General features: G+C 53.6%; 24 protein-coding genes. 5 read left to right on the top strand and 19 right to left on the bottom strand.

Annotated features, from left to right (window positions below; all coding sequences use genetic code 11):
* Window positions 1-13: 13 nt before the first annotated feature.
* Both glgD and KDC22_RS02905 read right to left on the bottom strand, forming a co-directional pair.
* Window positions 14-1,117: a glucose-1-phosphate adenylyltransferase subunit GlgD gene (gene glgD / locus KDC22_RS02910; protein WP_173139265.1), complete on the bottom strand. Its 1,104-nt coding sequence runs from the start codon at window positions 1,115-1,117 to the stop codon at window positions 14-16.
* 23 nt (window positions 1,118-1,140) lie between these two features.
* Window positions 1,141-2,304, bottom strand: a complete 1,164-nt coding sequence (locus tag KDC22_RS02905) for a glucose-1-phosphate adenylyltransferase (RefSeq protein ID WP_173139263.1) — start codon at window positions 2,302-2,304, stop codon at window positions 1,141-1,143.
* Window positions 2,305-2,772: 468 nt separating this feature from the next.
* Here KDC22_RS02905 and KDC22_RS02900 point away from each other — a divergent pair, with 468 nt between their 5' ends.
* The 3 genes from KDC22_RS02900 to KDC22_RS02890 all read left to right on the top strand — a co-directional run bounded on the left by KDC22_RS02900 (window position 2,773) and on the right by KDC22_RS02890 (window position 5,572).
* Window positions 2,773-3,459, top strand: a complete 687-nt coding sequence (locus KDC22_RS02900; protein WP_211722018.1) for a response regulator transcription factor — start codon at window positions 2,773-2,775, stop codon at window positions 3,457-3,459.
* Entirely contained in the window at window positions 3,456-4,940 is a 1,485-nt protein-coding gene (locus KDC22_RS02895; protein ID WP_211722017.1) for a sensor histidine kinase, read from the top strand. The genes KDC22_RS02900 and KDC22_RS02895 overlap by 4 nt, the downstream gene beginning before the upstream one ends.
* Before the next feature lie 65 nt (window positions 4,941-5,005).
* The gene (locus KDC22_RS02890; RefSeq protein ID WP_211722016.1) at window positions 5,006-5,572 is read left to right on the top strand and encodes an FAD-dependent oxidoreductase; all 567 of its coding nucleotides are present in this window, start codon (window positions 5,006-5,008) and stop codon (window positions 5,570-5,572) included.
* 483 nt (window positions 5,573-6,055) lie between these two features.
* Here KDC22_RS02890 and KDC22_RS02885 read toward each other — a convergent pair whose 3' ends face one another.
* The 9 genes from KDC22_RS02885 to KDC22_RS02845 form a co-directional block, all read right to left on the bottom strand.
* Window positions 6,056-8,191: an ArnT family glycosyltransferase gene (locus KDC22_RS02885; protein ID WP_211722015.1), complete on the bottom strand. Its 2,136-nt coding sequence runs from the start codon at window positions 8,189-8,191 to the stop codon at window positions 6,056-6,058.
* A 212-nt stretch (window positions 8,192-8,403) separates the two neighbouring features.
* Entirely contained in the window at window positions 8,404-8,949 is a 546-nt protein-coding gene (locus KDC22_RS02880; RefSeq protein ID WP_211722014.1) for a DUF1697 domain-containing protein, read from the bottom strand.
* 30 nt (window positions 8,950-8,979) lie between these two features.
* Window positions 8,980-9,795, bottom strand: coding sequence for an aminoglycoside phosphotransferase family protein (locus KDC22_RS02875; RefSeq protein WP_211722013.1), 816 nt, complete (start codon window positions 9,793-9,795; stop codon window positions 8,980-8,982).
* A gap of 18 nt (window positions 9,796-9,813) precedes the next feature.
* Window positions 9,814-10,110, bottom strand: a complete 297-nt coding sequence (locus KDC22_RS02870) for an antibiotic biosynthesis monooxygenase family protein (RefSeq protein ID WP_211722012.1) — start codon at window positions 10,108-10,110, stop codon at window positions 9,814-9,816.
* A 42-nt stretch (window positions 10,111-10,152) separates the two neighbouring features.
* Window positions 10,153-10,773, bottom strand: a complete 621-nt coding sequence (locus KDC22_RS02865) for a BTB/POZ domain-containing protein (RefSeq protein WP_173139247.1) — start codon at window positions 10,771-10,773, stop codon at window positions 10,153-10,155.
* 142 nt (window positions 10,774-10,915) lie between these two features.
* The gene (locus tag KDC22_RS02860; RefSeq protein WP_211722011.1) at window positions 10,916-12,040 is read right to left on the bottom strand and encodes a GerAB/ArcD/ProY family transporter; all 1,125 of its coding nucleotides are present in this window, start codon (window positions 12,038-12,040) and stop codon (window positions 10,916-10,918) included.
* Between the two features lie 28 nt (window positions 12,041-12,068).
* Window positions 12,069-12,272, bottom strand: a complete 204-nt coding sequence (locus tag KDC22_RS02855) for a hypothetical protein (protein WP_173139243.1) — start codon at window positions 12,270-12,272, stop codon at window positions 12,069-12,071.
* 2 nt (window positions 12,273-12,274) lie between these two features.
* Window positions 12,275-13,429 carry a Ger(x)C family spore germination protein gene (locus tag KDC22_RS02850; RefSeq protein WP_211722010.1) on the bottom strand — a complete coding sequence of 385 codons (1,155 nt, stop codon included), beginning with the start codon at window positions 13,427-13,429 and terminating at the stop codon, window positions 12,275-12,277.
* Window positions 13,426-14,973 (bottom strand): spore germination protein, encoded by a 1,548-nt coding sequence (locus tag KDC22_RS02845; RefSeq protein WP_211722009.1) that lies wholly within the window; start codon window positions 14,971-14,973, stop codon window positions 13,426-13,428. The genes KDC22_RS02850 and KDC22_RS02845 overlap by 4 nt, the downstream gene beginning before the upstream one ends.
* A gap of 229 nt (window positions 14,974-15,202) precedes the next feature.
* Here KDC22_RS02845 and KDC22_RS02840 point away from each other — a divergent pair, with 229 nt between their 5' ends.
* The gene (locus tag KDC22_RS02840; RefSeq protein WP_211722008.1) at window positions 15,203-15,589 is read left to right on the top strand and encodes an MGMT family protein; all 387 of its coding nucleotides are present in this window, start codon (window positions 15,203-15,205) and stop codon (window positions 15,587-15,589) included.
* Here the strand turns inward: KDC22_RS02840 and KDC22_RS02835 are convergent.
* From KDC22_RS02835 to KDC22_RS02800, 8 genes are all read right to left on the bottom strand, one after another.
* Window positions 15,565-16,266, bottom strand: a complete 702-nt coding sequence (locus KDC22_RS02835; protein ID WP_211722007.1) for a DUF1361 domain-containing protein — start codon at window positions 16,264-16,266, stop codon at window positions 15,565-15,567. The genes KDC22_RS02840 and KDC22_RS02835 overlap by 25 nt on opposite strands.
* 491 nt (window positions 16,267-16,757) lie before the next feature.
* On the bottom strand, window positions 16,758-18,536 hold the full coding sequence (locus KDC22_RS02830) for a SulP family inorganic anion transporter (RefSeq protein ID WP_211722006.1): 1,779 nt from the start codon (window positions 18,534-18,536) through the stop codon (window positions 16,758-16,760).
* A 107-nt stretch (window positions 18,537-18,643) separates the two neighbouring features.
* The gene (locus tag KDC22_RS02825; protein WP_173139232.1) at window positions 18,644-18,970 is read right to left on the bottom strand and encodes an ArsR/SmtB family transcription factor; all 327 of its coding nucleotides are present in this window, start codon (window positions 18,968-18,970) and stop codon (window positions 18,644-18,646) included.
* 77 nt (window positions 18,971-19,047) lie between these two features.
* On the bottom strand, window positions 19,048-19,428 hold the full coding sequence (locus KDC22_RS02820; RefSeq protein WP_211722005.1) for a hypothetical protein: 381 nt from the start codon (window positions 19,426-19,428) through the stop codon (window positions 19,048-19,050).
* A 67-nt stretch (window positions 19,429-19,495) separates the two neighbouring features.
* Window positions 19,496-21,148, bottom strand: a complete 1,653-nt coding sequence (locus tag KDC22_RS02815; RefSeq protein WP_246553256.1) for a phospholipase D-like domain-containing protein — start codon at window positions 21,146-21,148, stop codon at window positions 19,496-19,498.
* 556 nt (window positions 21,149-21,704) lie between these two features.
* A complete protein-coding gene (locus tag KDC22_RS02810; RefSeq protein ID WP_173139230.1) occupies window positions 21,705-22,001 on the bottom strand; it encodes a putative quinol monooxygenase in 297 nt (98 codons plus the stop codon).
* Between the two features lie 35 nt (window positions 22,002-22,036).
* Window positions 22,037-22,672 carry a nitroreductase family protein gene (locus KDC22_RS02805; RefSeq protein ID WP_211722004.1) on the bottom strand — a complete coding sequence of 212 codons (636 nt, stop codon included), beginning with the start codon at window positions 22,670-22,672 and terminating at the stop codon, window positions 22,037-22,039.
* Window positions 22,673-22,714: 42 nt separating this feature from the next.
* Window positions 22,715-23,143 carry a MarR family winged helix-turn-helix transcriptional regulator gene (locus KDC22_RS02800; RefSeq protein WP_211722003.1) on the bottom strand — a complete coding sequence of 143 codons (429 nt, stop codon included), beginning with the start codon at window positions 23,141-23,143 and terminating at the stop codon, window positions 22,715-22,717.
* A 105-nt stretch (window positions 23,144-23,248) separates the two neighbouring features.
* On the opposite strand from KDC22_RS02800, the gene KDC22_RS02795 reads away from it, so the two are divergent.
* Window positions 23,249-24,028, top strand: a complete 780-nt coding sequence (locus KDC22_RS02795) for a carbon-nitrogen family hydrolase (protein WP_211722002.1) — start codon at window positions 23,249-23,251, stop codon at window positions 24,026-24,028.
* Window positions 24,029-24,040 lie beyond the last annotated feature (12 nt).

Raw genomic sequence — 24,040 nt, 5'->3', positions numbered from 1 at the left:
CCTGATCCAGATATTATATCTTGCTGCTCTTGGCTATGACAAATGGACGCCTGCTGTCACCCACGAGTATCCGGTCTTTACTAAGATGCACATCTTTGTCCATGATGACATTCTCAATGACGGCATTCTCTTCAATGACGCATTTCTGCATAATGACAGAGTTGATAATCTTGGCACCCTTACGGACCTGCACACCGCGGAAGATTACACTATTCTCCACCGTTCCGGCGATCACACAGCCGTTGGCAACCAGCGAATTGCTGACCGACGCGCTGTCCAGATAACGGGTAGGAGCTTCATATTTAATCTTGGTCTGCACCGGACTCTCCTTGAACAGGCCGAAATAATTCTCCTGCTTCAGCAGCTCCAGGCTATTCTTGTAGTAGCTCTCCAGCGAGTTGATTACAGAATGATAACCCGTATATTCATAGGCGGAGATTTTGAACTTGTGGCGGTTCTTCTGAATGGCATCGCGGAAGAAATAACTCTCGCCATGGGCGATGCAATGCTCCACCTGCTCCAGGAACAGCTTCTTCTCCATGATAAAAATATCCAGATACACATTGGGATGATGCTTCTCATGGTGGATATTGGTTACCTCGTTATCATCATTCAGTTCCACGCGCAGGCACGGATCATGCTCCGGCTGAAGCTCGTCGATCTGCTTATAGACCATAGTTACATCTGCGCCCTGCTCCAGGTGGTACTGATACAGATCCTGCAGATCCACCGTATTAATATGCTGGCTGCCGGAGAAGACAATATATTTGGCCGCAGCCCGCTTGAAGAAATCCAGATTGTTATGATAATGCTGCAGGTCTCCCAGGGAGGTGTCTGTAGGGTCATTCCAGTCCGGCGGCAGAATGAACAGCCCGCCATGCTTCCGGTTCATATCCCACGATTTGCCGTCGCCGAGGTGATCCATCAGCGAACGGTATTTGCGGCGGACGAACAGCCCTACGCTCTCCAGCTCCGCGCGCATCATGTTGGACAAGACGAAATCAATCAGCCGGTAACGGCTGGCGAAGGGGACCGCTGCCCCGCAGCGGAAATAGGTCAATTCATTTAGATTATCCAGTTCATGATCAAGATTAATTACGCCCATAAGCTCTTTCATCGGAATCCCCCGCCCTCTTGTGGTTATATGGTTTTGGCTGCTACAGCTTTGAGCTTCTTACTTCGTTTGTCGATCAGCAGAATTTCGTCCTCATTCTCCCGGTCGATGCCGATTTCCATATTATCCTCAATGACCGTGTTTTCACTGATGATCGCTTTGTGAATTCTCACGTTCTTGCCGATCTTCACCTTGGGCATAATAACAGAATCGGTGATTACACTGCCTTCGCCCACTTCCACTCCGTAGAAGAGTACCGAATGCTTCACCTCGCCGTGCACGATGCAGCCTTCATTAATGATGCAGCTGGAGACCTTCGCTCCCGGGGCAACATATTGTGCGGGCTGATTCGGATTGCGGGTGAAGATTCTCCAGCCGGTATCATTCAGATTCAGTGGAGGCGTGTCGCTTAGGAGATCCATATTCGCTTCCCACAGGCTGTCTACCGTACCCACATCTCTCCAGTAGCCTTCAAAAGGATAAGCATAGAGGGACTGTCCCTCATCCAGCATCATTGGAATAATGTCCTTGCCGAAATCATGGGACGAGCCGGCGTTCTCCCCGTCCTCAAGCAGATGCTTGCGGAGCACATCCCATTTGAAAATATATACCCCCATAGAAGCAAGTGTGCTCTTAGGATGGGCTGGTTTCTCATCGAACTCGTAAATTTTGAGATCATCTTCCGTATTCAGTATGCCGAACCGGCTCGCTTCCTCCAGGGGAACGTCAATGACCGAGATGGTGCAGTCGGCGTTCTTGGATTTGTGATATTGCAGCATGGCATGATAATCCATCTTGTAAATATGGTCTCCCGACAGAATTAACACATGCTCCGGATCGAACTGATCCACAAACTTGAGATTACGGTAAATCGCATCCGCCGTTCCCCGGTACCAGCTGCTTCCATTCTCCCGTTCATGCGGAGGCAATACAAATACGCCGCCATCCTTGCGGTTCAGATCCCAGTCACTGCCAACTCCGATATACGAATGCAGCACCAGCGGTTCATACTGTGTCAGTACACCCACTGTGTCAATCCCCGAATTCGAGCAATTACTTAAAGGGAAGTCGATGATGCGGTAGGTTCCTCCGAAATAAACAGCCGGTTTGGCAATCGACTTAGTCAAACTTTTTAATCTTTTCCCTTGGCCTCCCGCCAATAGCATGGCTACCATCTCTTTTTTCTTCATGGAAGAGCCTCCTTGACTTATGGGTGATGAAGCATGTAATAAATAGGATGAATGATTAATGCTGTGCAGTAATTAGTGTTGTGCAGTAACAAGAAGCAGACCATAAGAAATGCCCATGACAGGAATGAATACGGGATTGAAACGGGGAGGAGAGAGACTAACGGGACAAGCTGCCGGATTTCCATTGGAGCACGCAAAACCCGGTTGGTATCCTTATTGTAAAGTGTTCGATCTCCACCGTCAAAACCCTTTATTGCCTGCCTGATAACTTTTAAATTCCAGCTATATTTCTTATTTCACAGCTTCCTATTTCCGTATAATTAGATTAACCATTATGATTAACCCTGAACGACATTTCTGAATCCAATCCTTGGCTCCAAAGTCCTATTTTCAGCAAACGTTCAACCGGCATTGTCATACTATGGACATACTACAATCACAGAATACTGAATATGGAGGAATTTCCAAATGAGAGCAGCACAAGGTGTCCGTCTGCTGTTGGTGGATGATGAGCCGCATATCCTTCAGTTCCTGGAACTGGGCCTGACCCATGAAGGATTTGAAGTACAGACTGCCCCGGATGGGGCGGGTGCCATCGCTGCGGCCGCAGCGTTCAAGCCGCATGTGGTCATTCTCGACGTCATGATGCCCGGCATGGACGGCTTCGAGGTCGTCCGCTGTCTCCGTTCAGAGGAGGCGGAGGTGGCTGTGATTATGCTGACCGCCAAGGATGAAGTGGATGACCGGGTCAAAGGCCTGTCTACCGGCGCGGATGACTATATGGTCAAGCCGTTCAGCTTCGACGAGCTGCTGGCCCGCATTCAGGCGCGGCTGCGCAACCAGTTCCCGGGACTGCTTGGCGAGGTACGCTGCGGCCCCTTCCGGATTGACGGCCGCCGCAAGGAAATCCGCCATAAGGACGAGGTGCTGGAGCTGTCTCCGACGGAATATGAGCTGCTGCAATACCTGGTGATCAATCATGGTCTGGTGCTAAGCAAACCGATGATCCTCGACAGGGTCTGGGGATATGATTTTGGCGGAGAGGAGAATATTGTGGAGGTCTATATCCGCTCCCTCCGGGAGAAGCTCGGTGACAAGGAGCACCGGATTATCCGCACCCTGCGCGGCGCGGGGTACCGGGTGGATCTGGTATGATTGCCCGGACCCGGAGGCTCCTGGGCAACTTCCCGGCACCGCGCTCCCTGCGCAAACAGCTGCTCGCCACCTCGCTGCTTATTCTCTCCGGGTTGCTTATATTGATCGGCGTACTCCAATATGTGCTCATGCGGAATTTCATATACAGCAACCGGGCAGAGGCCATGGAAACCCAGATCCGCTCGGTTCCCTATGACTTCTTCAATCTGCCAGGTACAGTAAACGGAACAGGCAACAGACACCCGGGCGACCGCCGCCCCCTATTGCTGGACGCCCATACCACGATAGCAATCTACAGCCCGGACGGCAGCTTCAGGGACTTGCAGGAAGAGACCCTGTCGGCTTCACCGGCACCAAGAATGAGCAGCGCGGAATATATCCGCCTGCTGAAGCTCACCCCGGACAAGTCTACAGGTGACTACCGGCTGATTACCGCCGGGGATGGCCGCGAGCATCTGGCTGTCTTCATGAAGCTGGGCAGGCCTGGAGCAGCCAGAATGCTTCTCCAGATGAGTGTCGAGACCGGGCCGCTTAAGGATGTCATTCTGCGGCAGCTGCTTATCTACGGCGCATTGTCAGTAGCGGCTCTGCTGGCCGGCTTGCTCCTGTATCTGCCGGCGCTGCGCAAGACACTGATTCCCCTGTCCAATATGAGGAAGTCCGCCCAGATCATAGATGCCGGCAACCTTAATGTGCGGTTCCCTGTCGAGCAGGGCCAGCTTGAGATCGACCAGCTCTCCCAGTCCTTCAACGGAATGCTGGAGCGGCTGGAGATTTCCTTCCAGAATGAGCGTGAGGCGAAAGAGCAGATGCGCCGGTTCGCAGCCGATGCCTCTCATGAACTGAGGACGCCGCTGACCTCCATCTACGGCTTCCTGGAAGTGCTGCTCCGCGGAGCTGCCGATAACCGGGAACAATTGTACAGCGCGCTGAACAGTATGCACGGAGAAGCCAGGCGGATCAACAAGCTGGTAGAGGACCTGCTGCTGCTGGCCCGGATGGACGGTGCTCCGCAGCTCAGGGTCAAGCATGTACTGCTGGATGAGCTAATTGAAGAGATGCGGCCACAGCTGCTGGTATTGGCCGGAGAGCGTAACGTCCTCTTCGACCTTTCCGGCGGCATACGCTGCCTTGTTGATCCTGACCAGATTAAGCAGATCCTTCTTAATCTATTCCACAATGCGGTGCAACATACGGATGCAGAGCACGGGAGTATCCACATTTCACTTCATGTCCATGGTGAAGCAGCAGAATTGACGGTGAAGGATAACGGCTCCGGCATCTCTGCGGAGCATCTCCCCCATGTCTTCGACCGGTTCTACCGCAGCGATTCATCCCGCACACGCAAATACGGCGGTTCAGGACTCGGATTATCTATTACCCAAGCGATTGCCGAAGCGCATCAGGGGGAAATTACTGTATCCAGTCCCCCGGATGAGGGGGCCTGCTTCAAGGTCTCGCTCCCCCGTCTGCCGTATTAGCTAATGAGCCGCAGTTAACGATATAATTAAGACTTAGCCCGACTACCATTTAGGAGGTAATTATTATGTACGAAATCGCCATTATCGGTGCCGGTCCTGCCGGTGCAAGCGCTGCCCTGTTCGCTGCCAAGGCCGGCAAAAAAACTCTGCTGATCGACAACGACAAGGGCATGACCCGCCGAGGCTGGTATGAGAACTATTATGGAATCAGCGAGATCGGCGGACCGGACCTCGTCGAGACCGGACATAAGCAGGCCGTGAAATTCGGGGCGGAGCTGGTTGCCGGACAGGCAACATCACTTGTAGCAAGCGGCGATGGCTTCGTCATCGGGACGGAGAGCGGCGCTTCCTATGAAGCCAAGCATGTCGTGCTGGCTACAGGTGTCCTGACGGATCTGGCTGCCGCAGCCGGAGTAACGACCAAGGATGGCACGGAGCCAAGAATCAAGACGGTAATCGCTGCTTCGCCGGAAGGCAGAACCAACATTGACGGAATCTGGGCAGCCGGAACCGTTGCCGGATTGAGTGTCCACGCAATTATCACTGCCGGTGACGGCGCGAGGGTTGCGGTCAATATTATCAGCGAGCTGAACGGAGCGCGGTATGTCGATCACGACTTGCTGAAGGCTTAAGGTTCTGTTAAAGGAATTCCAGCCGAATAAGCAGCATAAAGAGCTGTCTCAAAAGCCATGAAATGGCCGCTTGGGACAGCCTCTTTATTTTGGAGTAAAATCAACGTGGCACTTGGGGGGACGCTCCGTGAACGGCCCGTTGTTCCAATCGCTGTGGTCTCCAGATTTTTTTCATTCCCCTTAGCGGTGAAAATCCGGAGACCAAGGCGACCGCTGCCGCTTTTCCACAATCAGTCCGTCCTCTCCGCTGTTTAAGCGTGAAAAGTTTCTTCAAATCTTTCTAAAATCATGGTCATTAGCCTGGAACGGCTGCGATACCAGAGCCAAGCACGGGAACGGTTGCCGAGTGAAGAGGGCTATGCCTTAGCGGTACGCCGAATAACGAAGCCGGAAAGTGTATTTGGACAATTGAAGCAAGCAGCGATTCTCCGATAACGAGAATCGCTGCTTTTTTACGTGTGAAGCTTTTGAGAAATTCGAAGATTAGTCAAGGGTCACTTCGTATAAGGTTCCGCCATTGCTGCCCGTTTGTGTCCCCTGCCAGTCTGCGGCCGGAACCTCTGTGCCATTTGCGGTGATCCATGCGGTGATTTCCGAGTTGCCTCCGCGTCCGCCGCCCATCCCGCCGCTGGTGACCAGGAAGTATTTCACTTGGCCGCTGGCCACAAGCGTCTTCAGGGTATCTGTGGTATACGGCGTATCCGACGCATTGAAGCCGTTAAGGATAACGACTTGCTCGCCTTCATCAATGATATAAGGACCCGCCGTTCCATAATCCATAGCTGCGAACAGATATTTCTCGCCGGTGTTATGCTCCTTGAGATAGGTCAGAAGATTCTCGTTCATTCCGGCCGCGCCATTTCTTCCGCCCATTCCGAAGGAACCGAAGGAGCTGCCGCTGTCCGGGCCTGCTGCGGGTGTCATGCTGTTATTACCGTAGGTGATCGGTGTGAATGACCAGTAGAGCGGGCCAATCAGCAGCACCAGAAATCCGGTTACGGCTGCTGCATGTAACCAGGAAGACTTGTTCCGTACAGCCTTCAGCAACCGCAGAATCACCAGCAGGACAGAACCTGCAATACCGGCGGCCAGAATGCCCAAGGACCAGCTGCGGCCGATGGTATCGTTATAAGGATGGATGATGTACACTTCAAGCACTGTAGTAGCAAGCACTGCTGCGGGCAGCAGCCAGGACACCCAGGTTGCAGGTGCCTTGTAATAGCTCCAGAGCTGCGACCAGCCTGCACCCGCCAGCGCCGCCACCGGCGGAGCCATCATAATCAGATAATACTGGTGGAAGAAGCCGGCGATGCTGAAGAACCCCATGACCGGTACCAGCCAGGCCAGCCAGAACAAGGCTTCCATATGCTGCCGGGTGAAGTTCTTCCGGCGCAGGCTGGCGAAGATCCCGATGCTGCCGAAGAGCACGAACGGCAGCAGCCAGCTGGCCTGGCCGGACAGCTCCGTCTGGAACAGCCGCAGCGGACCGGCGGTGCCTGTGTTGAACATGCCGCCACCCCGTCCGGGCTGGCCGCCGCCGAATTCTCGACCTCCTCCGCCGAAGCCGTCTCCGGCCTCTTGATCCTGCATCCTGCCATTCTGGCCGCCCGGAACCATTCCCCGCTCTCCGTCACCCAGGCCCGGTGCAGCTCCGCCGTTGCCCCGGACCTGATCATCTCCGGCTGCGGCATCCCGGTTCTGCTCCTGTCCGCCTGTCTCACCTGCCCTGTCCGTTCCATCCATTGCCGGGAATCCACCGCTGAATTCCGGCATGTCGCCGTTCATCGGGGGCATGCCGCCGCCGAAGCCACCACTCCCGCCCATACTGCGGTCACCGGTCAGACGGGATACACCGTTATAGCCAAATGCCAGATGAAGTACAGAATTGGTGCCGCTGCTGCCAATAAAGGGCCGCTTATCCGCAGGGATGGAGTCCACAATTACTGCCCAGGAGAGAGATACTGCCAGCAGCACAGCAGTGCAGGCGGCAAGCGTCCCGGTCTTCTTTTTCCAGTTCACCTTGGCTGCCAGGAGATAGAAGAGGTAGAAGGCCGGAAGGACCATATAGGCCTGCAGCATCTTCTCATTGAAGGCTACACCGATCAGCCCGAATGCAGCCAGTAAGCTGCCCAGCCGGTGGCTTCTGGTCCCCCTGAAGAGAAACCATGTAGCCAGCAGCAGAGTGAATACCAGCAGCGCGTCAATATTGTTCGTGCGGCTTACCGCCGCTGCTACCGGAGTAGCCGCCATAACCAGCGCCGCGAGCCGTGCCGCTGCCTTGCCGAATGCAGGCTTCACCAGCAGATAGACTAGTAACACCGAGCCTACACCGCCCAGTACCTGCGGCAGAATGACGCTCCAGCCATGCAGGCCGAAGATTAGCGCGCTTAAGGTCTGCAGCCAGAAGGTTACCGGCGGCTTATCCACCGTTACGGACCCTGCCGAATCCAGAGATACGAAGAAAAAGTTATGGAAGCTCTGCAGCATACTCCCCACTGCGGTTGTATAGTAGGTATTGGCATATTGTTCATTCCAGATCCCATAGCCGTATAGAACGGCTGCCAGCAGCAGAATCATCAGCAGTACAACATCGGTACCCGGCCTTTTCAGTAATTTCATGGATTGATTCACTCCGATTCCTTCATTAGTTAGGTGTATTATGGCATCCGTACCTTAACTCATAATGAAAACCCGCTGAATGTTTGCTGAATCATACAGGCCGTGCCGGACATGCCAAATACCCCGTCCGGGCAGTATACCGCTGAAGCGGCATGCTGCCCGGACGGGGGCGGTGGCAGGGATTAGAAGTTAGAAGAAGGAGGCTGCTTCCTTCACGGCTTGCGGGCCAAGGCCACTACTTTGTTCAGCGTGTTCCAGTTGCGCGCGGTAAGGGTGGTGCCCAGCAGCTTGTCGAACTGCACCTTGAACAGCGGCGATTCGCTTACACTCACCTCATAGCAGCTGTACAATTCCTTGCCGATTACCCGCACCTTATCGGGTCCATCCTCATAAACACGGAGCTTCTCCAGCGCTTCAGGTGCAGGCTCCGCTGCCAGGAACGAAACATACAGACGCTTGAAGGCCTCCGGCTCCGTCAGCGGGAACGGATTGCCCGTAATCACTGCCTCCAGTTCCTCCAGGGAACGGATGATCACTGCTACCTCGAAGCCGAAGGTCTGCTGAATATTTTGGCTGATCGTCAAGGCAAGCTGCGGGGCAGAAGTGGCTTCACTCTCAAATACAACGTTACCGCTCTGAATATAGGTCCGCACGTTCTCATATTGGAGAGAGGTGAACATCGCCTTCAATTCCTGCATCTTAATAATCTTGTTGCCGCCGACATTAATGCCGCGCAGCAATGCAATATATGTACTCATCCTCTGCACACCTGCCTTCTCTATGAAATACTATTGTTCGCGGGGCAAAGCTCTCAGACGTTTGCGGATCTCCCGGACCAGCAGCTCCTTCTCGGGTATGGACAGCCCCTCCACCAGCCGCGCGGCCGCCACGGGAAGAATCCACGGCTCGATATCTGCACGGGTCAAGCCCGAGCACTTCAGGTACTTGCGGATATACTGCGCCGTCATCCGTTGTCTGGCGAACCCTATGAACGCTTTAGTGAACAGAGAAGCCCGCTCAGGCATGGCCCCGATACGGAACATGATGACAGACCGTGCCACATCCGCCGCAGGGTTGCCGGTGACCGCAGTCATCCAGTCAATCACCCACAGCTTGTCATCCATCAGAATATTGTCCGGATGGAAATCCCCATGACACAGCTTCTTCCCGTCCGGCAGCCGCGCAAGATGGGACAGAATCTGCGATTTCTCTCCGGTCTCAAGCATAGGTGCAGCAATAATATTATGCTCCAGCCGCTGCTTCTGTTCTCCTGCTTCTCCCACGCCTTCAAGCTGATGCAGGCTGTAGTGAAGAGCCGCCATCTGCCTGAGGCAGCTCAGAATCAGCCACGGCTTCCCGTCCATCAGCTTAAGCAGCGAAGGGCCCGGAATCTGCTGATAGACGATGCCGTGCCGCTCCCCCTCCATCACCCGTTCATGGGGCTGCGGGGTATTCACTCCCTGTGCATGTACCAGTCTGCTGATACGGTATTCCAAGTCCACATGCGATTCTGGAACCTCATCCCGGTACAGCTTAAGAATGGTTCCCTCTGCGTACTCCAGAACTTCCGCCGTTCTGCCTTCACCAATCACTTTCCCCTGCATACAAGCCCTCCTTCCCGCCTAACTCAGACTGATCTGCGAGTAATGCTCAACTACCGGAAATGGACTGTAATAATGATGCAGCAGTGCCTTCCATTCCAGATACTGGGCAGATTCCCTGAACCCCACCGTATGATCCTCGAGGCTGCGCCATCTGACAATCAGCAGATATTTGTGGTCATCCTCCAGACAATGCTGCAGCTCATGGCCCAAATAGCCGTCTATCGAAGCAATCAGCGGGGAGGCCTCCCTGAAGCTCTGTTCGAACTGCCGGGTCTGTCCAGCCTTCACCTGTAGCATTGCCGCTTCTGTAATCATATTGTCCATCTCCCCTTCTTATTTATAGACCTCGTACCTGTCCTACAGTGAATCACGGAAAAACTCGTGATAGAAATTAATAATAACCAGCAGTACCGCCAGCGATTCATTGACACTTTCTACTTCCAGAGAGTGGTTGGCGTCGTCAATCCGGTAGACCCGCACCTGATTCAGCCCGCTCAGCTCGGCGGAATGCTGCCCGGTGAACATCGGGTCACTCCCGCCATAAATTACACTGCCCCGGCTCTGCCTGATGAACGGGATGCTCTCAGCCACCGGTGTGAGGAACAGATGGGAGACCTTCTCCCCCATCCCCGGTTCTGCTGCCACTTTACCGGCAACGATGGTCCCCATACTCTTGCTGATGAACAGCAGCTGCTCATATTCGGGTAGTGAAGCAAGTGCCACCTTACATTCTTCGGCAACAATATCAATCTCCTCGCGCTTGAAGGGCACCCTTGCAGTCTGGTAGCCATATTCCAGCAGCAGCAGGTCACAGCCGTATTCCCTGGCCAGCTTGCCCGCATACTCCAGCAGCGGCCGCTCGGCGGAATAATTCTGTCCCGGAAATACCACCGCCAATACCTTGGAGCCTTGCGAGACAAGCTTATGTCTGACCTCCCTGCCCCAGTGTGAGGACATTACAATGCTGGATACACTCATCTGTCTTCACGCCTTTCATAACCTATTCTATGAGATTCTCTCTGTCTCTCATTATAGCTAACTTGGGCATAGGACGAAACCAAACAACCCCGCAATGCAGGGCGGCGGCAGCAGTACTTATAAATACTTGTAAGAGGTACATTCACTCCGGCTGCTGCTTTTGCCCCTGGAGGCTCCCCTGCCTGCCACCCTTTCTGCGGGTGAGCAGCTCTGCGGTAAGCCACAGAAGCACGGGAATGAACACCTGGAACGGGAGTGCATACACCTTATAGATATGATAGGCGAAAGACTGCATTTCCATAATATCGGCGTAGATGAAATCGGATAGGTACACCATGATGAGCCCCATCTGGAGGACCACGGACCTGTAGCTTTTAAGCTTGAATACTTTGCTCACTCCATTGGAGGTCACGTACAGGCACAAGCTGGCTTTAATGAATAGCGCCGTGACAAATACGATGGCGGCCGAGCCTTCAATCCGGGTCAAGAAATCACCGATATTAATCCGGCTCACCGCCACATACGAAGGGAAATACAGGCTGGAAAGAATGTCCGGACCGAGCACCAGCAGGTTGCGCAGCGTAATCATGATAATGATCAACCCGGCAATCAGCGTACCGCCAATCAGCACCCTTCTGGCCGAGCCTTTGGCAGGCATTGCCCCGAAGGCACCCAGGAAGATCACAATCTCGGCGAAGGGAAAGGTAAAGGAGCCTGCTGTATCAGCAAATACAAGCCCCCAGCCGGTCTCCAGCATCGGCTTCATATGATGATATTCGAACTTGGGCACAGAGAGCAGTTGAATGAAGACGATCACAATGAAGGAGAACAGCAGCAGGAACTTTGCGCTTCTCCCAATCACCTCTATCCCGGCATTGACCACCCAGATGCAGAGCAAGCCAATTACAAGCATAGGGGCCAGCATCGGGGTGGAGGTTAACGCCACCGTCTTGCTGAACTCCCCGAAATTGCGCAGCACCAGCGCGCCCAGATGTAAAGCATACCAGATATACAGACAGGAGAGCATCCGCCCGAAGACTGAACCGAATACAGAGATCAGCATATCGTACAGATCCTTCCCCGGGAACAGCACATGAAGTCTCGCATAGATCAGTACGAGCGGGACGGCCAGTAATATCGCCAAAAGCTGGGCAATCCAGCTCCCGTTGCCGGACTGGCTCGATGTCCCCATGAACAGGGAGCTGCCGCTGATAAATAATACTACTATGCTGATGGATTGCCCCGCCGGTATAATCTCTTTGCTCATGCTGACTATCCTCCTTCAGGAGTGCGCTCTAGTATAACCGTTTCACCCAATCGACAATCAGCGGGGTCGGACTGGGAATCTCCCAATGCATCGCCAGCGCGAAGGCCAGGGAGAAGGAGATCAGATATAAGGCGGAGCAGACCAGGAAATCCCGCTTCATTCTTTTTTTCAGCAGACCATAGGGATCAAGTACCGCCACGAAAACGTAGATGATAATAACGTAAATGACCATGATCAATCCCCCGGTCTGATGGCCCGCGATGTCTTTGCGCTGCTCTGTATAATCACCTTGGAGCTGACAGTCACATCCAGATCGGCGAACGTATCCAGCCAGTGATCCTTAACCTTAGCCCACACCTTGGGCTGCTCCTCGAATACCATCTCGCCAAAGCCAAAAACATCGGCATCATATTCCCGCTGCAGCTTGTGAATGACTGCCAGAATATCAGTCTGCAGCCGTTCCCCCGCTCTTTGTTCAATATCCTGAATACTTTCGCCCTCGCCGAATCCCTGAGGGGTCATTACTTCATCAAGCCCCGTCTTGGTGACGGTATGAATCTGCATCTGGAGTCTGCCGTCCACGATTCTTGGCTTCACCTTGGTCTGATTGGAGATAATCTCCAGAGAGTATGCCGGGTTCCCCTGTTTATCGTCCATATCCAGGACACCTCCTTTTATTTTATTTTTGACAAACAGCATACTTTTGCTCTCATCGCCATTCAGACTGCCTACCATGCGGTCCTTCTTGAATATGGCGGTACCCGTAACCCGCTCGTTCTGCTTGTTGTTCTCCTCGTGAATACTTATCATCGGTGCAGTTGCATTATTTCCCTTCGTTTCCAGCTTGTCGATAAAATCCCATATTTCCACCGCCGGCGCCGTGCTGATGAACTTCTCATCCCGCATCATTTGGGCCAATTCAAACGACATGATCGTTTCCGTGGTACTGTTCAGGTTCAGCACCTCGCGTGCGGTCTTCTCCCCGGACACGAATATGAATACATCCGACCTGGTCTCCGTATCTCTGCTGTACCAGTCAATCGCTTTAATCAGACCTTCCCTGGCCACCTCGCGGCTCAAAATAATAGACTTGGCATGGCTCCAGAACAGCTTCTTGCCGGTTATGGAGATAATATTGCGCACGATCTCAAACATCGTATCTCCGCTGAGGCTGATCATCTTGAAGCCTGCCTGTGTTTTGTCCATTCCCCCGTTGGTATCGACCAGCTCTACCGTAAGCAGCAGCTTGCCGTCCGCCTCATTCTTGTCTATGGCTACTCCGGCTACAATAGCCATATCATCCACCTCGGTGTAATTCCAGCAGCCGGTGAGGTTCAGCAGCAGCAGCAGGGAGAGCAGAGAAGCCATCCCCCTGCGCAGAAGCCTCATGACCGTTTGGCCGTCTTCTTGGACGGCTTCCGTCTCATATTGCGCGCTCCGATGATGGCCGGACGCAGATACATATCCCACCAGGGTGCGCGGATGGCGGTATCCTTAATATCCTGCGGCCGGATCGAACCTACCCCGAGCATGTAAGAGACACCGAAGGAGCGCAGGCTCATCAGGTGAATGACCAGACCCAGCAGGCCGAAGAAATACCCGTAGATACCCAGGAAAAAGGTGATAAACAGCAGCGCCAGTCTTACGATAATCAGAGGTCCGGTTAATCTGGGATTCAGCAGTGTGGTGATTCCTGTCAGCCCGACCACGATAACCATCGGCGCGCTGACAATCCGGGCGTCCACGGCAGCCTGGCCCAGCACCAGCGCCCCGACGATGCTGACGGCCTGGCCAATGGAGGTCGGTATCCGCGCCCCTGCCTCCCGCAGCACCTCGAAGATGGTCAGCATGATCAGCGCCTCGACTATTGTTGGAAACGGAACGGATTGCCGGGCGGTAGCTATACTCAGCAGCAGTAAGGTGGGGACCATCTCCTGGGAATACGTAACGAGTGCGACATACCCGGCTGGAATGCTGATCGACATGAACGCGCCAAGGACCCGCAGCAGCCGGTTAAAAGAAGCGAAATAATAATTGATATAATAGTCCTCACTGGCCTGGAAATTCTCCACAAACACATACGGCAGTGTCAAAACAAACGGAGTGCCCTCAATCAGCAGCCCGATTCTGCCCTCCATCATTTTGCTGACCAGGGAATCCGGCCGCTCTGTACTTCCTATCATCTCGAACGGCGAATAGGGTTCGTCGCGGATGAGTTCAGCCAGATACCCCGTATCGAGGATGTGGTCAATCTCCACACGCGCAAGCCGGTCATACAGCTCCTTAAGAATGTCGGGCGAGGCCAGACTCTCCATATAACAGATACAGGTCTGTGTCTTGCTGCGTGTTCCAATCTCCGTGAATACAAACTTCAAGTCGGAATTCCGCACCTTGCGGCGGATCAGGGTCAGGTTCACCAGCAACGATTCGGTGAAGCCTTCTCTGGGGCCCCGGACCGCTTTTTCCGTTGTAGGCTCTTCTATGGCCCGTATTTCCCATCCCTGGGCGCCAATGATCAACGCTCCGGCATAGCCATCGAGCAAGAACACCGTCTTCCCGCTAACGACAGCTCCGACCAGTTCGTCCAGCTCCACAGAAGCCATAATATCAGCGATACTAATGACTTCCATCCGCAGGGTCTCCATCAGACCTGCCGGGTCCACGTTCTCTTCTTCAGTGCATTCATAGGCCATTACCGGCTTAACAATTCCATTCTGAATAAGATTCCGATCCACCATTCCATCCACATAAATCAAGCCGCTACGGACAGGGACGCCTTGGTTATTCTCAATAATCCGGACTCTCAGCGTGCCGTCATTATTAAAAATCCGCTTGAACTGTGCTACCGTCTCATCCAGTGATAGGCTCAGCGGTTGATTCGCTGACAGGTTACCAGCAGATTCATTGTTCCGTACAGTCTCTTTATTCTTCACAGACGTCCCTCCTGTCGCATGTCTATTGCTCTGATTATCCCCCGTCTCTCTCACTCCTATTCGCCCGCAAGAAGAAACAGCAAATAGCCCCGCTCTGCAAGAAAGGGGCTGGCTGAGGCCAAACTTCATATGATCAGGGCTAGCGGCGGCTCCTTGCCGCAGCAGCTTTATGGTATGGTTAGTACATTAAGCAGCGGATAGTTCTGTTACAGACAAAGGAGACCGTACGATGACACCATTCACCCGCAAAGTTATCCTCATTATTCAGTCGATCCCTGAGGGCTCGGTCATGACCTACGGCGGAGTTGCCCGTGCTGCGGGAAGCCCCAGAGCCGCCCGGCAGGTTGTGCGCATTCTGCACTCCATGAGCAGAAAGTACAGACTGCCGTGGCACAGGGTCATCAATGCCAAAGGAATGATCTCGCTGACCGAAGACGAGTCCGCCTCCCTCCAGCAGCTGTACTTAGCGGGAGAAGGAGTGGTCTTTGATGAACGGGGCATGGTTGACCTGGAGCGTTATCAGTATGTCCCGGGTCCCGAGCTGGAGCTGGAATCAGAGCTTACGGATGACTTCGGCGCCGGGGCGGAAGATCATCTTCTGCCGCCCTTCGAATAACCCCGGCGGTCCCCGCCCGCCAGCCCGTTCAGCAAGCAATACATAGTAGCATAGATCACCAGCAGTACAAAAGCGACGAACAGGCTGAAGAACACCGACTGCCTGTTGAGGCTGTCCATGACCAGCCGGTACAGCTGATGGCGGTCTGTCAGCACATCCCAGCTGTTCAGCCGGTAGACTCTGCCGAGCAGTACCCCATAGCCGCCCATCACACAGGCGAACAGAACGAAGACCCAGGAGAGCAGCATATTGCTTTTGCGGTAAATGACATGCTGGAACTGATACAGCGAGAAGAATCCGGTCAGCCAGCCGCTCCAGGTGAATAAGAGCAGGGTGGTCAGATCATACCAGTACCGGCTCTGGATTGCTCCGTCGACGATATATTTGCTTTTGCGTACCGTCAGATGCACCAGGTCGGTCATAATATAAGGCGCATTCGGAAAAAACAGCAGCCAGGCTATACCCAGCGGCAGAATCAGCAGACCGCCAATCTTCCGCTTATCCAGCTCATGCGCCAGCATCGAGAAGAAGAACGGCACCCAGGCCAAAAACAGATTCCAGAGCAGAAAAGCATAATACGTATCCGTCCGAATGGATACTACCTGATACACTGCGATTGTTGCCGCCGACATTCCAGCCAAAAGGATGAAGACCTTAGTATAATTCAGTTCCTTCATGAAGGGATAATCTCCTTGCCTTGATATAGTTCAGCTATATCAATTGTACAAATATGGGGCGGTATAGTCCAATGTTGTGTCGGCCGGAGCTCTCCGCTCAGGAATATGGTCAGATTAAAACTAGTGAAAACCACATCGGGCCATGGCTTGCTGCGGTGGGTTTCTAATGACCCGATGATGGGGGTTGCGGCAGGCTTAATTGTACTTCGTACAACTAAAATGTCTGATTCCCAGCCAATTATTCATTTAGATGTATTTCGTACATCTATAATTCCATTTTCTTCTGGTTCTCACTCCTTCGGCCTGATTTAGTTGTACAGACTACAGGTAGACGATGCTCGTATGCCTTTTCGATGTTTTTAAGTGTACATACTACAATTATTGCTGATCTTAAACCGAAACAAAGAGCTGTCCCAAGCAGCCATTTCATGGCTTTTGGGACAGCTCTTTGTCTTAGATGGTCATTCACCTGCATCATCGGATTACGCCGGTTATATCCCGCCGCTCAGCTTCCCGGTCACCGCCGGGGTACGCCCCTTGAAGGCTGCGCTGCGCGGTGACGATTCCTCCAGCCCCGAGAAGGCGCTGCATTCTCTGAAGGCCGCATGTTCGCAGCCCCGGCACCGGTTGTAATCCACACTTCCCAGCGCTTCATTGATCGCTCCGCCGGTATGATCATAGAACTGTGCCGCACCGATCCGGTCGTACAGCCCTGTCTTCTTCAGCAGCTCCAGCGGCTGGCTCTGGATGCCCGAGATCATCAATCTCCCGCCATCCGCCTGCAGCTGCTTCACCAGCGCCGCCAGATTGGCTTCGCCCGTGGTATCCATCAGCGGCACCTTACCCATACGCAGCAGGATGAGCTTAGGCTGATCCGGGCCAAGCTCCGGCATGGTATCGTCGAAGCGGTACGCGGCTCCGAAGAACAGCGGCCCCTCCACATTATAGATTCCGATCTGCGGACAATCATGGCTTTCTGTTACCATATGGGCCTCCACCTTGACGGAAGACGGGTCCGGCAGCACCTTGGAGATTCGATGCACTTCTCCCATCCGCTTCACGAAGAGGACAACGGCAAGGACCAGCCCCACCTCTACGGCCAGTGTCAGATCGGCAAATACGGTCAGCAGGAAGGTGGTCGCCAGCACCAGTGAATCCCCGGTCTTCAGCTTAAGCAGGTGGAGGAATTCCTTGCGTTCACTCATATTCCAGGCTACGACCATCAGAATCGGCGCCATCGCTGCCAGCGGAATGCTGGAAGCATACGGGGCAAACAGCAGCAGAATCAGGAACACCACTACGCCGTGAATGACACCGGAGAGCGGAGATGCTGCGCCGCTGCGGATGTTGGTGGCTGTTCTGGCAATCGCACCGGTAGCCGGTATCCCGCCGAACAGCGGGGCGGCAATGTTAGCAACACCCTGGCCGATCAGCTCGCGGTTGCTGTCATGGCGGTCGCCCGACATGCCGTCCGCCACTACTGCGGAGAGCAGCGACTCAATGGCCCCCAGCATGGCAATGATAAACGCGGGGCGGATCAGCAGCTTGATCTTCTCCCAGGTAATCAGCGGAAAGTGAAAGCTCGGGAGTGTATTCGGGATATCCCCGTAAGCAGAGCCGATAGTGGTCACCTTGCCGCTGAAGAACAGGGCAGCGATGAGCGTGGCGCACAGAAGTCCGATCAGGGAACCCGGCACCTTGGGAGCAAACCTCATGCCCAGCACCACTACAGCCAGACAGACCGCCGCAGTCAGAATACTGTACAGGTTGATTGTCGAGAGATGCGCACCGATCTCCTTCATATTGTCCACAAAGCTCTCATGCCGCTCCATATCCCTCAGGCCGAGAAAGTTCGCAATCTGCCCGCTAAAAATAATAACGGCGATCCCGGCCGTGAAGCCGATCGTCACCGGCTTCGGGATGAACCGGATCAGAACTCCCAGCCGCAGAGCGCCCATCACGACAAGAATCACCCCGGCCATCATTCCGGCAATCAGCAGATTCTCATAGCCGTACTGCATGGCAATGCCGAATAAAATAGGAATAAACGCACCCGTAGGCCCGCCGATCTGAAATCTTGAACCGCCGAAAAGGGAAATCAGAATACCGGCTACAATGGTTGTATAAATTCCGTATTCCGGCTTCACACCGGAAGCAATAGCAAATGCCATCCCCAAGGGGATGGCAATCACGCCGACGATTGTCCCTGAAATGATATCCTTGCGCAGCGAAGCAATATTGTAGCCTTTGAAACGGCCCCAGCCTGTCATTTTCTAACCTTCTTTTCTCTGAATATCTGATTATTTGAATATATAACTCACATTACTCCTGCCCGCCGCTCTTGTCAACGGGGTAATCCGCCCCCCGGAAGCCGGGGTTATTCGCTGCGGATGCCTTCAAGCAAAGAGATGGTGCTCACCAGATGATTGTCGAAGATCTGTCTCGCCACAGCCAGAAGATCCTTGATCAGAGGATCACGGAGCGCATAAATGACGGTAGTGCCTTCCTTGACACTGGTGACCACATTCTTGGCCCGGAGTACGGCAAGCTGCTGGGATACCGCAGAGCCTTCGGAACCCAGGATGGCCTGCATCTCGTTCACATTCTTCTCGCCCTCGCTTAGTAGCTCCAGAATACGAATCCGCATCGGATGAGCCAGCGCCTTGAAGAATTCCGTCTTGAATTGTTGAATATCGCTGTTCATTGAACTTCTGCTCCTTATGCTGAACTTGCCAATCTATATTAGTGTAGCTCATTTACCGGAAGGTGGCTACGCCGCCCTTACAGATTCACCGGATACAGCCTGATTTCCCGGGTCCTTATCTCGACATAACTGCCCAGTGCCATCGGCTCGCCGAGACATTCGAGCATAATCAGATCCCGGCCAAGCCGCAGATAACCGGTTCCGTCTTCCTCTATATTCTCCAGGATACCCGTCAGTACGACCGTATTCCCCTCAATCCGCATCTCACAGGCAGTGCTTCCTGAAGGCACTATATCCACCCAGCGCATGAAGAGCTGGGGCAGCTCGAATTCAGCCTCCCGCACCTCTCCCGGTTGAACGGGAGGGCCGCACCAGACGGCTCTGGCTTCCCCCAATTCCGCTGCCGTAAATATGATCTCGTCCTTCCGCAGACCTTTTTCAAGAATGTGTATGTTCATCTTCATTGGCTCCATCTTCGTTCGTCGTCATAACGCCATTATACATGACCTGGAGCCAAGGAGGATATCAGGTGTAATTCTGTGTCGCCTTGTTCAGATACGTGCTGGGATGCAGCCAGGGGTGTTTGAAGAATTCGTGTTTATCACTGATCCGGCGGGAGACGCTAAGGTCATAATCCATCATGCGCTTCACCTTCTCTGCGAGGCTCCTGCCCTTGACCAGCATTCCCAGTTCAAAATCATGGCAGGCACTCCGTTCATTGATATTATACGAGCCATGAAATACAGCCTGCGACCTGCGGTCATAGGTGATTTTCCAGTGGGAGAACCGCTCTGTACTGCTGTAATCATAAAAAGACACCCCGTTAGAGAAGGGAACGTACATGTTGCTGCGTACCGCCGCCTTGTTCGTCGGATGATCATTGACCTCCAGCGGATTGCATATCGAGATATGGCAGGCACGCTCCGGGCCCACCTCACCCAGCCGGTCCCAGAAGGCCTGATCAATCAGATACGGATTCAGAATAAGGGTCTCGTCCGCAGCATAGGTGATCAGATCCAGAAGATATTGCTGAATCAGATTCACCGGGTTGCCGGGGAAGCTCACGAAGAGCGTACATTCCTCCTCACCGAATGCATAGTTCACCGCCGGGCGGTAGAACGGAGCCCCGATATCAAAGTGATCACCCCCCAGCAGCAGCCATCTGGACTGAAAAACAGCATTCAGCGGCTGAGCGGCAGCGCCCTGAATCCGGAAGCAGCCGTCATGCCACTCCTCCTCCTTCGCGGGAATACCCAGCGGGCGTCCGTCTACCTGCTGGTCCGGGGCCTCTTGTATGGGAGTTGCATACGTATATTGGTCCCCGATATTCAGACTCCCGATAATAGCGGTTGTTCCGTCTATAACCATGAATTTGCGGTGATCAATGACATTCAGTCCGGTAACCTCCACATCCTCCTGCACCTTGTCCTGCAGAAAAAGAATGCTCTCGGGGACACCCTGCGACTTCAGCACCTTACGCTTCACCGCCCATTCCTCCGCAGCATAGTAGGAGTGGAAGGTATCCAGCAGCTTAGCTCCCGCCCGCTCCAGACGCCCGGCAATCCTGGAGAATTGCCCCACCTCCAGATTATTGCCGTATCCCAGGGCGGTGACGGTGTAATTCACCATCATTCTTACCTCAACACCGCGCTCAAGGGCTTGCAGCAGCTCAGAAGCGATCCGGTTCCCCGACTGGTCATTGAAGAACAGCATCACGGATAGATGAATATACCGTTCTGCCTTGCGGATCTCACCGAGCAGCATATCCAGACACTGCGGTCCGTTCACATAAGGGTCCACCCGGTTATGCCGGGTGGTCTGCGGCGCCAGGACCCGGAGCTTCCCGGAATCCAGCTCGGATGTAGCGCCTGCGAGCTGTGATAGCATCTCAGGACTCACACCGGGGATCTGCTCTAACTGCTGCACCTCGGTTAATACACCCCCGCATTCCTGACGATAAGCGCGAATATCCCTGCTCTTCAGAACGGCTGCGAATCTGGAATCCGCCTCCTCCGACCCTGCTGTGAGCGGTGTCAGAGACCCGCCGGATATATGGTAATTCACGTAATCTAACAGATCCTGCTGCACATGCTCCTCCCGTTCCCCGGCAGGTATTTGTGAGGAATGGCTGTTTCTGCTGCTATGTAAGTGGTCCATGCTGCCCTTCATCTCCTTCATGAATCCCCCTGTGGTTACCGCCTGCAATGGCAGGACAAGTGAGGGTAAGGTAAGATACCCCGCCTGCACGGTTTATAAACGCAGGGCAGATCTGGACAGGAAGCACATAGATAAGACAAACTTAAGATTTGAACTTGAAGCTTCGTCGTCACTGCGGTGAACATTTGGGCTTCCGGCCGCTGCCCGTCAACAAATAATGTAAGAACCTCTGCGTTCCAGACACTCGTACCCACCCCTTACCCATCTGCCCATTCCGGGGCATCCGGCCTACGTGGCACATCCAGTCCAATTGTGTTCGGTTTTCCGATTACATTCGGCCTACGCGGCGCTCACAATCCAATTGTGTTCGGTTTTTCGGTTACATTCGGCTTACGCGGCGCTTCCAGTCCAATTGTGTTCGGTTTTCCGTATACATTCTAGGCTCCTTATTTACTCATTCAGCCTCATGATCATTCATAACAGACAGTGTTATAATTTCCTATACAACAAAAAAGATGCCACAGCAGCGTAACACTGCCGGGCATCCCTGATACAGAACATATGATTCATGGGGCAATTATTTGCTCAGTTCCTCTGCATGATACGCCTTAACATCCAGCGGTGCGCTCAGGAACTCTCCCGCTCTGGCAGCAAAAGCGGTAAAGTGAGGGCTTGTGTTATGAGCGGCGACTGCTGCCTGATCGCGCCAGGTCTCAACCATAATATAGAGACTTCCGTCTGCTGCATGTTTGTACAGCTCGTAGGACAGGTTACCCTCTTCTTCGTGCGTTGCAGTAATCATTGGCTTCGCCGCTTCAAGGAACTCTTCCTCCCGTGCAGGATTCACATGAAGCAGGGCATGGATAATAATCATTCGGATATTCCTCCTAAAATTTCATGGGTATAGCGTTATTTCCACTGGGCAATCGTGTCGATAGGCAGACGGACAGAGGCGTAGCCCTCCTCAAGTGCTTTTCCGATCGAAATCAGCATAACCGGAATGTAGCGTTCTTTGTCCATACCGAACATTTCAGCGATCTGATCCTTTTCAAATCCGCCGATCGGATTGGTGTCATACCCGTGTGCGCGGGCGGACAACATCAACTGCATGGAGACCAGACCGGCGTCAATCATCACGGTCTCTCTGTTCACATCTGCGGGCAGCTTGGCGAAGTGGGCGCCCAGGGCGGCCAGCTGTCTTTCTTTGACCTCGGCAGGCATAAGTCCGCGTTCTACAGCCGTTCCGTAGATTTGTTCAGCGTAATCGAAGTTATTCATATCACCGAATACGGCAATCATAGCGGCGGAGGTTTCGACCTGAGTCTGGTTGAACTTGGCAATAGGGGCCAGCTTGGCTTTGGCTTCCGGGCTCTCAATGATCAGGAACCGCCAAGGCTGCATATTCACGGAGGAAGGCGCCAGCGTAGCTTCAGTAAGAATCTCTGTCATTTCCTCTTTGCTGATTTTGACGGATGAATCGTATTTGCGGATCGAGCGGCGTCCTGTAATAATGCTGATGAAATCATTGTTTTTGGTAGTGTTCATGAATAATTAGCTCCTTTAAAATGGTTTGATTATAGGTGCCGGCTACAGTACATTGATATTATGTTGCAGCCGGGTAAGCATCTCTGCGAGTTCGGTTCGCTCCTGTTCATTGAATCCGGCCAGCAGATCACCAATGAACTGGGTCTTGTTCTCCCGGTAAGCATCTATATGCTCCCGGCCATGAGCGGTCAGGGTGACGAGAGTCACTCTGTTATCGGCAGGATTATTCCGGCGGGTAATCATTCCGTTCTCTTCAAGCCCTCTCAGGTGACGGGTAACGGCTGCAGCGTCGATATCCAGCAGCTTTTGCAGTGAAATCTGACTGATCTCTGAAGCGGTATACAGCTCTTGCAGTAGCCTGAACCGGGTGGGAGTAACGCCGGCGCAGCGCTCGAATTTGGGGCTGATTCCTTTGTGCAGAGCCTGCAGCAGTTCAAAAATCTTATGTTCATCCGGCAGAATCTCTCTCAAAATTAACCCCCTAACGCAAATGAATTGTGCAAAACCTTTCTTCTAAAATATACTTTACACCGAAATCATTGACCCGTCAACTAATTAATTCAAGGAGGATTCCGTATGAAAATAGCTCTGATTCAGCTCGATATAGCTTTTGGCAAACCAGAGGTGAATTATGCTGCCGCTGAGCGCAAAATTCGTGAGGCTGCCGCAGGCCGGCCGGACTGCATTATCCTTCCCGAATTATGGACCACGGGATATGATCTGACCCGGCTTGATGATATCGCTGATCCCGGAGGACAGGCCACTGCTGCCTTAATGTCAGGTCTGGCCCGGGAATATGGGGTGAACATTGTTGCAGGCTCCATCGCCGCCAGGCAGGCGAATGGCATTACCAACACTATGTATGTATATGACCGCAGCGGTGCGCCCGCCGGGGAGTACAGCAAGCTGCATCTGTTCAAGCTGATGGAGGAGCATCTCTACCTCCAGCCCGGCTCCGCCAAAGGACTGTTCAAGCTGGACGGTATCTCCTGCGCCGGGCTGATCTGCTACGACATTCGGTTCCCGGAGTGGGTCCGGGCCCATATGGCAGAAGGCGCTGAGATCCTGTTCATCAGCGCAGAGTGGCCGCTTCCCCGCTTGTCCCACTGGCGGGCCCTGCTGATCAGCCGGGCGATCGAGAATCAGTGCTTCGTTGTGGCCTGCAACCGGGTGGGGGATGATCCGGCCAATACCTTCGGCGGACATTCCCTGATCATTGATCCTTGGGGTGATATTGTGTGTGAGGCCTCCGGCCATGAAGAGATCCTTAGCGGCGAGATTTACCTCGCCAGGGTCCGGGAGGTGCGGGAGCAAATCCCGGTCTTCACGGACCGGAGACCGGAGTTCTATGTGTAGTTGCGGTAGCGT

Source organism: Paenibacillus tritici, assembly GCF_018207515.1.
Classification (GTDB): domain Bacteria; phylum Bacillota; class Bacilli; order Paenibacillales; family Paenibacillaceae; genus Paenibacillus_AQ; species Paenibacillus_AQ tritici.
The sequence above is the reverse complement of the archived record's forward strand: the minus strand, read 5'-3'. Positions and strand labels throughout refer to the sequence as shown.

Coding starts and splice junctions, on each gene's coding strand:
- glgD (WP_173139265.1), bottom strand. CDS start 1,117: ATGAAAGAGCTTATGGGCGTAATTAATCTTGATCATGAACTGGATAAT.
- KDC22_RS02905 (WP_173139263.1), bottom strand. CDS start 2,304: ATGAAGAAAAAAGAGATGGTAGCCATGCTATTGGCGGGAGGCCAAGGG.
- KDC22_RS02900 (WP_211722018.1), top strand. CDS start 2,773: ATGAGAGCAGCACAAGGTGTCCGTCTGCTGTTGGTGGATGATGAGCCG.
- KDC22_RS02895 (WP_211722017.1), top strand. CDS start 3,456: ATGATTGCCCGGACCCGGAGGCTCCTGGGCAACTTCCCGGCACCGCGC.
- KDC22_RS02890 (WP_211722016.1), top strand. CDS start 5,006: ATGTACGAAATCGCCATTATCGGTGCCGGTCCTGCCGGTGCAAGCGCT.
- KDC22_RS02885 (WP_211722015.1), bottom strand. CDS start 8,191: ATGAAATTACTGAAAAGGCCGGGTACCGATGTTGTACTGCTGATGATT.
- KDC22_RS02880 (WP_211722014.1), bottom strand. CDS start 8,949: ATGAGTACATATATTGCATTGCTGCGCGGCATTAATGTCGGCGGCAAC.
- KDC22_RS02875 (WP_211722013.1), bottom strand. CDS start 9,795: ATGCAGGGGAAAGTGATTGGTGAAGGCAGAACGGCGGAAGTTCTGGAG.
- KDC22_RS02870 (WP_211722012.1), bottom strand. CDS start 10,110: ATGATTACAGAAGCGGCAATGCTACAGGTGAAGGCTGGACAGACCCGG.
- KDC22_RS02865 (WP_173139247.1), bottom strand. CDS start 10,773: ATGAGTGTATCCAGCATTGTAATGTCCTCACACTGGGGCAGGGAGGTC.
- KDC22_RS02860 (WP_211722011.1), bottom strand. CDS start 12,040: ATGAGCAAAGAGATTATACCGGCGGGGCAATCCATCAGCATAGTAGTA.
- KDC22_RS02855 (WP_173139243.1), bottom strand. CDS start 12,272: ATGGTCATTTACGTTATTATCATCTACGTTTTCGTGGCGGTACTTGAT.
- KDC22_RS02850 (WP_211722010.1), bottom strand. CDS start 13,429: ATGAGGCTTCTGCGCAGGGGGATGGCTTCTCTGCTCTCCCTGCTGCTG.
- KDC22_RS02840 (WP_211722008.1), top strand. CDS start 15,203: ATGACACCATTCACCCGCAAAGTTATCCTCATTATTCAGTCGATCCCT.
- KDC22_RS02835 (WP_211722007.1), bottom strand. CDS start 16,266: ATGAAGGAACTGAATTATACTAAGGTCTTCATCCTTTTGGCTGGAATG.
- KDC22_RS02830 (WP_211722006.1), bottom strand. CDS start 18,536: ATGACAGGCTGGGGCCGTTTCAAAGGCTACAATATTGCTTCGCTGCGC.
- KDC22_RS02825 (WP_173139232.1), bottom strand. CDS start 18,970: ATGAACAGCGATATTCAACAATTCAAGACGGAATTCTTCAAGGCGCTG.
- KDC22_RS02820 (WP_211722005.1), bottom strand. CDS start 19,428: ATGAACATACACATTCTTGAAAAAGGTCTGCGGAAGGACGAGATCATA.
- KDC22_RS02815 (WP_246553256.1), bottom strand. CDS start 21,148: ATGAAGGAGATGAAGGGCAGCATGGACCACTTACATAGCAGCAGAAAC.
- KDC22_RS02810 (WP_173139230.1), bottom strand. CDS start 22,001: ATGATTATTATCCATGCCCTGCTTCATGTGAATCCTGCACGGGAGGAA.
- KDC22_RS02805 (WP_211722004.1), bottom strand. CDS start 22,672: ATGAACACTACCAAAAACAATGATTTCATCAGCATTATTACAGGACGC.
- KDC22_RS02795 (WP_211722002.1), top strand. CDS start 23,249: ATGAAAATAGCTCTGATTCAGCTCGATATAGCTTTTGGCAAACCAGAG.